The sequence below is a fragment of the Ensifer adhaerens genome (genome assembly GCF_002940685.1).
In the GTDB taxonomy this organism is placed as follows: domain Bacteria; phylum Pseudomonadota; class Alphaproteobacteria; order Rhizobiales; family Rhizobiaceae; genus Ensifer; species Ensifer adhaerens_E.
This window is the reverse complement of the sequence record NZ_PNFP01000042.1, coordinates 1-8,870: the sequence shown is the minus strand read 5'-3', so window position 1 is coordinate 8,870 and position 8,870 is coordinate 1. Positions and strand designations below refer to the sequence as shown.

Below are 8,870 nucleotides of genomic sequence, written 5' to 3'. Positions count from 1 at the left end.
CAGATGAGCGATGATCCGCTCATCAGCCTGCCAGCCGTGGCGCGCTGATCATCCCGGTCCATGCCGGAGAGCACGGCGACCAATGCCGTCTGCTACACCACCTCACGGGACGCGATCCGCTATAGTGCATGATCGGGCACCAGCGGCTACCCCAACTGACTGAAAGGGGTTCACATCTACCACCCAGGTGAACGATCCCGTGCCTTGCGGGGACAAGTCGGTCGACGATAGGTGACGAAGGCGAAGGACGCGCGCGGACGTTCAGGGCGTCGCCGGCAGCAACGTTGACGATGACCAGGCATCCAGGTCCCGAGGTTGCATTGGCGGGCGTACCGGCGACGAGAGTTGCCCCACTGCCAGACTTGCTAGTATTCTCATTTTGCGGCCTCCTCGAAGATCTCGCGCGGCTGCAGTCATGGCGCATCTTCGGCTGAGGAGCCTGCTATGCGGCCGATGACCCGTTCCCGGCGAGACCTGCCCAAAATCATACATCCAACCCTACCAATCCAGCGTGGAAGAAGTTGTCTCCCATGAACGGCAGCGAGGAACACCCCGCAAGCCGTGCCGGAGCGCCGCAGCGAACGTCGCGAAGGGGTTGGATTGGTTTCCTCGCCTTTGCATTGGCTCTCCATCGGGAGTATATGCTATTCGTCTCGCAGGCCGATCATTGCAACTTCGGGCCGGCGACCTGATGCAATGGGAATGCTAGACTGTGGCTTCTCGCTAGGAGTCTTGGCCATGCTCGGGGCTCAGCGCTTCGCGATACCGGACGTTCTCGTCCTGGGCGACTGAGTATACGCCTGGTAGTGGCTGCGAAATAATGTATATCATGGCATCATGAACAGGCGGCGTCCTCAACCCAGGCTGTCCAAAAGGCAGTTAATCGCGCTTGCGGCCATCTGCGCTCTTGGGCTCGCCCAGATCCTGGGTAGCATTGCCTGGTATTTCGCTCGTTCGTAGCCGCCCTGCGTACAGGATGTCGACGCGTTGGGTGAGCGAAGCTCCGGCGGACCGTAGACGCGGCACGCGCAGCGGCAAAGGTGCTGGCCGGAACAGGTTCGATCATTGACCGTAACCGTGAAGGCGGTTGAGACCGCTGACCGTTCCCATCCTCGTGTAAGTCGCCACTGGGCGCAGGATCCTTGAGGCGTTCGGGAAGGCCGACGCGCTTGAGGAGGCCCGGTGTCACGCTGCCCAAGTAGCCGCGCGATAAGAACCGGGAGGGGTACGAACGACGCAAAGTGTCCGATATGGCGGGTGACCGGCGCTACCGGTCCGATCGCCAGTTCCGAACTACCGTCCTTAAAGATAGTGGTACACCAAGGGCCCCAACGAAAGGCCCCAAGCAACAACAGTGACGGCAAAACCCAATATCGTCCCAATACGCCGCGCGATGGGAAACTGCTCATGATCTTTCATCGGTTCTCCTTCCCGTTCTGCGAAGAAACAATAGTACTTCCTTTTTCGAGTCATGAACTTTTTTTTGCCAACGCCGCTCTTGCGCGAAAACAAACTTCGGGGGCGGTTTGGCATGCAGTCGCATAATCCGTGCGGCGGTCGGAGCCCTTCGCCGCCGAGCGCGCTGCGACAAGCACTCAATCATCGGTCGATCACATGTGGGCTCGGATACAAACTACTAGTCAGGCAAGTTTTTGCCGATGTGAAATCGGGGCCGGCGGAATTTTGCCCGATGATACCGACGGGATCGAGAAGGCGCCAGGGAATTGAAGGTATCGTGTTTGGCCCAGTTCTTGCTGAGATTGGGAGGGGCGTAAACGGGAGAGATTACGTCCCCGAACACAACGGGAGGAATGTGCATGAAAAGTCTCATGAAACGTGCCGCGATTGCGGCCATCACCACCATTTCCATCGCCCTGCCTTTGTCATCCGCAAAGGCTGACGAGTTCGTCAACGTTCTGACCGGCGGCACCTCGGGCGTTTACTATCCGCTTGGGGTCGCACTATCGAAAATCTATGGCGATAAGATTGGCGGGGTTCGCACCCAGGTCCAGGCGACCAAGGCTTCGGTCGAGAACCTCAATCTGCTCCAGCAGGGCCGCGGCGAAATCGCCTTTGCGCTTGGCGATTCCGTCAAGCTTGCCTGGGAGGGCAATGCCGAGGCCGGCTTCAAGGCGCCTCTCGACAAATTGCGCGGGATCGCCGCCATCTACCCGAACTATATCCAGATCATGGCGTCGAAGGAATCGGGTATCGCCACGCTCGCCGATTTCAAAGGCAAGAGCCTTTCGGTCGGGGCTCCGAAATCAGGCACCGAGCTCAACGCGCGCGCGATCCTCTCGGCAGCCGGCATGAGCTACGAGGATCTGGGAAAGACCGAGTACCTGCCGTTTGCTGAATCGGTGGAACTGATGAAAAATCGGCAGCTCGATGCTACGCTCCAATCGGCAGGACTGGGCGTCTCCTCGTTCAAGGATCTGGCGACTTCGCTCGACGTGACGATGGTATCGGTGCCAGAGGATATCGCGACCAAGCTCGGCGCACCCTATATCGCAGCGACCGTGCCAGCTGGACTCTATCAGGGGCAGGAAGCGGATGTTCCGACCGTCGCGGTTGTGAACTTCCTCGTCACCCATTCCGAGGTTTCCGAAGAGACCGCCTATCAGATGACAAAGCAACTGTTTGAGAATCTCCCGGCCATGGCAGCGGCTCACAAGGCCGCCGAGAAGATCAAGCTCGAGGAAGCCATCAAGGGCATGCCGATCCCGCTGCATCCGGGCGCTGAACGCTACTACAAGGAAAAAGGGCTGCTCTGAGGGGTTTGGGGTGGTCCATGCGGCGATGGAGGAATGGCGCACGGACCACTTCAAAGCGAGATTTTCCGGGAGGACGATAATGCGCGACAATGACACTGGCGGCACGGCCGTCGATTTGAGCAAGCACGACGCGCTCGCCGGTGCGTTTCCGGCGACGAATGAGGGGCGGCTGCTCTTTGCGATCGCTTTCCTGTTCTCAATCTTTCAGATCGCCACGGCCGCTCACCTCATCGACCCCCCGAGCCAGCTCGTGCGCGCCATCCATGTTGGTTTCGTCACCGTGCTGATCTTTCCGCTGCTCGCGGCAATGGCTGACAAGGGCAAGGCGCGACGAGCAATCGCCTGGGGCCTTTCCACCGTGGGAATGGCCGTCGCATTCTATCAGTGCTACGAGTACGCCGATCTTCTCGTGCGGGCGGGTGACCCGTTGCCGCTCGACATCTTCTTTGGCGTGCTCGGCATCGGGATCGTCTTTGCCGCCGCGTGGGTCTTGATGGGGCCGGCGCTGCCAATCATTTCCGGCATATTCCTGGCCTATTGCCTGTTCGGCGAGCACCTGCCCTCCCCGCTCAATCACCGAGGCTATGACTTTTCTCAGGTCATCGATCACATGGCCTATGGGACCGAAGGCATCTACGGTATTCCGACCCTGGTCTCATCAAGCTACATCTTCCTTTTCATCCTGTTCGGAGCCTTTCTGGAAAAGGCAGGCATGATCCAGCTCTTCAACGATGTCTCGCTTAGTCTCGTGGGGGCGCGGCGCGGCGGACCGGCGAAGGTATCGATCATTTCCTCCGGCCTGATGGGCACGATTTCCGGTTCGGGCGTTGCCAACGTCGTGACGACTGGCCAGTTCACGATCCCGTTGATGAAGCGGTTCGGCTATCGTGCGGCGTTTGCCGGCGGCGTGGAGGCTACCGCATCGATGGGCGGCCAGATTATGCCCCCGGTCATGGGTGCGGTCGCCTTCATCATGGCAGAGACGCTGGGCGTGGAATATCATGAGATCGTCAAGGCAGCACTGATCCCCGCTATCCTGTATTTCGCATCTGCGTTCTGGATGGTGCATCTGGAGGCCGGGAAACAGGGATTGCTCGGTTTGCCAAGAAACGAACTTCCATCCGCCAGGGCTGCAATCGCGAAGGGCTGGTACCTGATCCTACCACTTGCTGCCCTCGTCTGGCTGCTGTTTTCCGGATACACGCCGCTGTTTGCCGGCACGGTCGGCCTTGGCTTCACGCTGCTGCTTATCCTTGGCAGCTCCATCGCGCTTGGAATCAACTCAACCATCATTCGCGTCATCTTCTGGATCGGCCTGGGTCTCATCGCCGCGGCGTTCTTCCAGTTCGGCATCGCGGTCATCGTGGTTGCGCTCGCCGCACTGATCGCTGCGAACGCTGCGGCCAAAGGGGGCCGGGAGACGCTCGTCACTTGTCGCGATGCCCTGGCGGAGGGTGCCAAGACTGCTCTGCCGGTTGCAATCGCCTGTGCCCTCGTCGGCATCATCATCGGCACCATGACGCTGACCGGTGCCGCAAACACCTTCGGCCAGTTCATCGTTTCTGTCGGCGGCAAAAGCCTCTTCTTGTCCCTTCTGCTGACAATGGTTACCTGCCTTGTTCTTGGGATGGGCATCCCGACGATCCCGAACTACATCATCACATCATCGATCGCGGGCCCAGCATTGCTGGAACTTGGGGTGCCGCTGATCGTCAGCCACATGTTCGTATTCTACTTCGGCATCCTTGCCGATCTGACGCCACCAGTGGCGCTCGCCTGTTTTGCCGCAGCACCCATCGCGCGCGAAAGCGGCCTCAAGATTTCACTCGAGGCGATCAAGGTCGCAGCAGCCGGTTTCGTTATTCCGTTCATGGCCGTCTACTCCCCGGCGCTCATGCTCCAAGACGGAGGACCGCTGGCAGCGAGCATGGGTTATCCGGCGGCGGTCGCCTATATCGTTTTCAAGACTGGCCTTGCCGTTGGCCTTTGGGGTGCGGCGGTGATCGGGTTTGCCGCGGTTCGGCTCTCCCCATTGGAGCGAGCCGTGGCGGCCGCTGCCTCGTTCAGCATGCTGGCAGCACTGCCGACAACCGACGAGGCAGGCTTCGCGCTCGCCGCGCTTTTTGCGCTTCTCGTCTGGCGCAAGGCAAGGGCGGCGAAATCGGAGCCGGCAACGACCACACCGAGAGCGGTATGAGCGCCCTGCTTTGCATATCCGGCGGCAAGGCGATCGCCATAGCAGCTGGCGTCTTTACCCTCGGCTGGACCCACTCCGTGGAAAGGGCCGGATGGCAGGAAAGCTGGGCGGTAACCGGTGAGGGGCTGGTCCTGCAGGAGGCAAGAGTGAAAGGATCGGGTGCCGGCATGGAACCGGGCGACGGCGCGCGGCTCGAAGACGGCTGGTGGGTATGGCACCCCCACCTTCCGCCGTTACCCGAACTCGTGCTTGCAGCATCGGGCTCAACACTTTCGGGCTGGACACTTTGCGACATCAGCAGTTGCACGGAGCTCGGCCGCAGGAGCGGGGAGCCCATCGTTCTGCGGCCCTGTGGAAAGTGATGATGGGCTGGCGCACCCATGGCACCGAAGGAACAAGAGAAACTTGTCGAGAAACGGAGGGCAAGGCATCGCAATTATCCAGTTCTCGTGCTGCGGCTGTGGCGGTAAGGTCGACCTACAAGAACAGCAAGCGGATCGATCCGAGGATGACGCGTACCATCGGCCGTATGACCATCGCAATGCTCGTCCTGACATGCATTGCACCATTCATTTCGTATTACCTTGCAAACGGCGTAGCGCTCGGAAACCTCGACGGCCAGCTTCAGCGCAGCCTGGTTGTCACCAACCGCGCTATCGCGACGGAAATCGAGCGTTTTCGTTATCTTCCCCTGGTGGTCGGCCAGGATGCGCGCATTCGCGCACTCGCATCGGGCGAACGCGGCGCGCCGGTGGTTGCAGCCGCAAACGATTACCTGGAAACGATCGTGCGTCAGGCGGGCCCTGCCGAGCTCTACATCCTCGACGAGAACGGCACCACCTTAGCCGCAAGCAATCATAAAACCCCGGAGAGCTTCGTCGGCCATGACTATAGTTTCCGGCCCTACTTCCGAAATGCCATGCGTGATGGCGATGGACGCTTTTATGCAATTGGGGTTACGACGAAGAGACCGGGTTATTTTCTGGCTTCTCGTATCGACGTTGCGGGCCGGCCGCCGATCGTTGTCGTGGTCAAGGCGGACCTCTCCCCTCTTGAATTTGCCTGGGAAGCCGCCGGCGTTCAAACGGCGATTGCAGACCGCTGGGGCATCGTTTTTCTCACCGGTAATCCGCGATGGAAATACCGGCCGCTCGTGGCGCTTGGCGAAGCCGCCACAGCCAGAATAGACGCCGAGCGCACTTACGAAGGCGTCGATCTTGCAGCAAGCCAACCGATCCTTTCGACCGCCGCGGACCTGGCTTCGGCAGGACCAGAAGGACCGGCCATTCGGATCGACGATGAAGGGGCACAATTGCTAGCGCGCTTGTCAGAAGTCGAGCCGGACGGGTGGAGGGTGCTGGCGGCAACCGGCATGGAAAACACGGCTCAGCTTGCCGGCTTCTGGGCGCTCTCAACCCTCATCGCCGGCCTTTCGGCAACGGGCGCACTCTACTTTCTCCACCAACGCGCCCACGCCATCCGAATCCGGTTGCGTCAGAGTGAAACTCTTGAGCGCATGGTGGCCGATCGCACACTGGACCTCGCCTGCGAGGTCGAAATGCGCAAGAAGACCGAAGACGAACTTAGACGCATGCAGGAAGGGATTATCCATTCGGAAAAGATGGCGGCGCTCGGCCGCATGTCGGCAGCGATCGTGCACGAAGTGAGCCAACCGCTCGCCGCGCTTGACGCCACGCTCGCGACCGCTGGTGTTTTCGCCGAGAAGGGCGAAGCCCATGCTGTGGGGACACGTCTTCTCGATGCCCGCGCACTCGTCAAACGCATGCAGCGCACCGTCAAACACCTTAAGACCTTTGCGAGAAAAGATGCCTCGGAGCTCGAGGATGTCGCTATAGACGCGGTTATCGGCAACGCGGTCGATCTCGCCGCCCCCAAGGCAACGAGCCTTGGCGTGTCCCTGCGCATCGTTGCGCACGCTCCTTCCCCGGTCGTCAATGCTGTCGCGCTCAAACTGGAACAGGCAATGCTGAACCTCTTGCTCAACGCGCTTGATGCGGTCGAGGGCCGCCACGCCCCCTCGATCATCATTCGCCGAACCGAGGACGATCAGCGCGTGAAGGTAGAGTTCATCGATAATGGGACGGGGATTGCGCCGGAACATCGCGAGCGCATCGTCGAGCCCTTCTTCACCACCAAGCTGACGGGTGAAGGCCTGGGGCTCGGGCTATCGATCGCGACGACGATCGTACGGGAATGCGGTGGAGAGATCGGATTTTCGCAAGCGCCTGGCGGAGGAACTTGCGCGACAATTTCGGTTCCACTCGCAAAACGAGAAGGCGTCAATATGGAGGCCGCGCAGTGAGCCGCGGACATGTGCTTCTGGTCGATGACGATCACGACCTCCTCAAGGCCGCGACAGACTGGCTTTCGGTGAGTGGCTTTTGTGTCGACGCCTTCCATCGAGCGGAAGAGGCCTTTCAGTTCCTGCTACGGCACGACCCGGATGTGGTGGTTACGGATGTGCGCATGCCCGGCATAGACGGGGTGACACTCATGAACTCGATCACCCGTCACAAAAGCGACATCCCAGTCATTCTCATCACGGCGCATGGCGATGTGAACCTCGCGGTGCATGCGATGAAGCAGGGAGCGGAGGACTTCCTCGAGAAGCCGTACGATGCCGAACGGCTGCTTTCAATGCTCGACAAGGCAGTAGAGAAGCGCCGTCTGAAACAGGAGATCGGGCGTCTGCAGGGAATTGTCGACGAGGGTAAGGATAAAGGAGGTATTGTCGGCGACAGCGCGGCAATCCGCGATGTGCGTGAGCGCGTCACCGTCCTTTCCGACGTCGACATCGATGTTCTGATCATCGGAGAAACAGGAACAGGCAAAGAACTTGTGGCGCGGGCGTTGCACCAGCAGAGCCGTCGCTCGGGCGGTCCTTTCGTCGCTGTCAATTGCGCCGCATTGCCCGAGAGCATCTTCGAAAGTGAGATCTTTGGCCACGCGAAAGGTGCGTTCACCGGGGCTGTGACAGAGCGGGAAGGCAAGTTCGAACATGCCGGCGGCGGAACGCTTTTCCTCGACGAGATCGAATCGATGCCAGTGCCGCTGCAGGCAAAGATCCTGCGAGTGCTGCAGGAGCGAACGATCGAGCGTTTAGGAGAAAACAGATTGCGCCCTGTCGATGTGCGTGTCGTTGCCGCAGCCAAAAGCGACCTTTCAGTGGATATTGAGGCGGGTCGCTTCCGCGACGATCTCTTCTATCGGCTGGCAACCGTCGACATCCGCATACCGGCGCTTCGTCAGCGGCGGGGCGACATCGGCCTGCTGTTCATGCATTTCGCAAACCTCGCGGCTCGCCGCTACGGCCGCCCGGAAAGAACGATTTCGCCCGAGGCGACATCTCTCCTTGAGCAGCGGGCCTGGCGCGGCAACGTTCGTGAACTGAAGGCCCTTGCGGAACGCTTTGCCCTCGGGCTTGACGAACTGCCGGCGCCCGACGTAGCGGAGGTTGCGGAAAACCCCGGTTTGTCGCTGCCGCAACGATTGGCTGCTTACGAAACGGATATCATCTCCGAAGCGCTCAACCGACACGCCGGCAATATCTCGCGCGCCGCAGCAAGTCTCGGCGTTCCGGTGCGCACGCTCAATGAAAAGGTGAGCCGCCGCGGTCTCGACGGGCTGCGAAAGAGACGCGCGGATGAACCCGAATAGCGCCTTGAGCGCTCCGGAACTTGGATGCGCGCGGCGGCTGCAATCCAGGCAAAGGCATGGCTAACGCAGTTGTGTCACTTCCATGCCCCAGCCGATTTCCGCTTTAGGCTCCAGACTCAATTGAGCCACGATGTGACGATTGCCGCGATGTAGCATGTCGCGGCAAAGTTCAGCATGAGCTTGTCATACCTTGTGGCAACGCGGCGCCAATCCTTGAGGCG

At 60.3% G+C, this 8,870-nt stretch carries 5 protein-coding genes and 1 pseudogene; 5 read left to right on the top strand and 1 reads right to left on the bottom strand.

The genetic code is table 11. From position 1 onward, the window contains the following. Nucleotides 1-1,829: 1,829 nt before the first annotated feature. The 5 genes from C1A35_RS35390 (at nucleotide 1,830) to C1A35_RS35370 (ending at nucleotide 8,649) form a co-directional block, all read left to right on the top strand. The gene (locus tag C1A35_RS35390; RefSeq protein ID WP_104668893.1) at nucleotides 1,830-2,774 is read left to right on the top strand and encodes a TAXI family TRAP transporter solute-binding subunit; all 945 of its coding nucleotides are present in this window, start codon (nucleotides 1,830-1,832) and stop codon (nucleotides 2,772-2,774) included. A 79-nt stretch (nucleotides 2,775-2,853) separates the two neighbouring features. Next, complete coding sequence (locus C1A35_RS35385; RefSeq protein WP_104668892.1) at nucleotides 2,854-4,971, top strand: TRAP transporter permease; 2,118 nt, start codon at nucleotides 2,854-2,856, stop codon at nucleotides 4,969-4,971. Then, the gene (locus C1A35_RS35380; protein ID WP_104668891.1) at nucleotides 4,968-5,333 is read left to right on the top strand and encodes a DUF1850 domain-containing protein; all 366 of its coding nucleotides are present in this window, start codon (nucleotides 4,968-4,970) and stop codon (nucleotides 5,331-5,333) included. Before C1A35_RS35385 ends, C1A35_RS35380 begins: the two co-directional genes overlap by 4 nt. Continuing rightward, nucleotides 5,333-7,294: an ATP-binding protein gene (locus C1A35_RS35375; RefSeq protein WP_104668890.1), complete on the top strand. Its 1,962-nt coding sequence runs from the start codon at nucleotides 5,333-5,335 to the stop codon at nucleotides 7,292-7,294. The genes C1A35_RS35380 and C1A35_RS35375 overlap by 1 nt, the downstream gene beginning before the upstream one ends. Nucleotides 7,295-7,305: 11 nt before the next feature. Further along, nucleotides 7,306-8,649: a sigma-54-dependent transcriptional regulator gene (locus C1A35_RS35370; RefSeq protein ID WP_234823141.1), complete on the top strand. Its 1,344-nt coding sequence runs from the start codon at nucleotides 7,306-7,308 to the stop codon at nucleotides 8,647-8,649. 116 nt (nucleotides 8,650-8,765) lie between these two features. Here C1A35_RS35370 and C1A35_RS36995 read toward each other — a convergent pair. Continuing rightward, nucleotides 8,766-8,870: pseudogene (locus tag C1A35_RS36995) on the bottom strand (IS5/IS1182 family transposase); the annotation flags it as partial.

What these genes read in the sequence shown, in the direction of transcription:
- C1A35_RS35385 (WP_104668892.1), top strand. Translation starts at nt 2,854, where the DNA reads ATGCGCGACAATGACACTGGCGGCACGGCCGTCGATTTGAGCAAGCAC.
- C1A35_RS35390 (WP_104668893.1), top strand. Translation starts at nt 1,830, where the DNA reads ATGAAACGTGCCGCGATTGCGGCCATCACCACCATTTCCATCGCCCTG.
- C1A35_RS35375 (WP_104668890.1), top strand. Translation starts at nt 5,333, where the DNA reads ATGATGGGCTGGCGCACCCATGGCACCGAAGGAACAAGAGAAACTTGT.
- C1A35_RS35380 (WP_104668891.1), top strand. Translation starts at nt 4,968, where the DNA reads ATGAGCGCCCTGCTTTGCATATCCGGCGGCAAGGCGATCGCCATAGCA.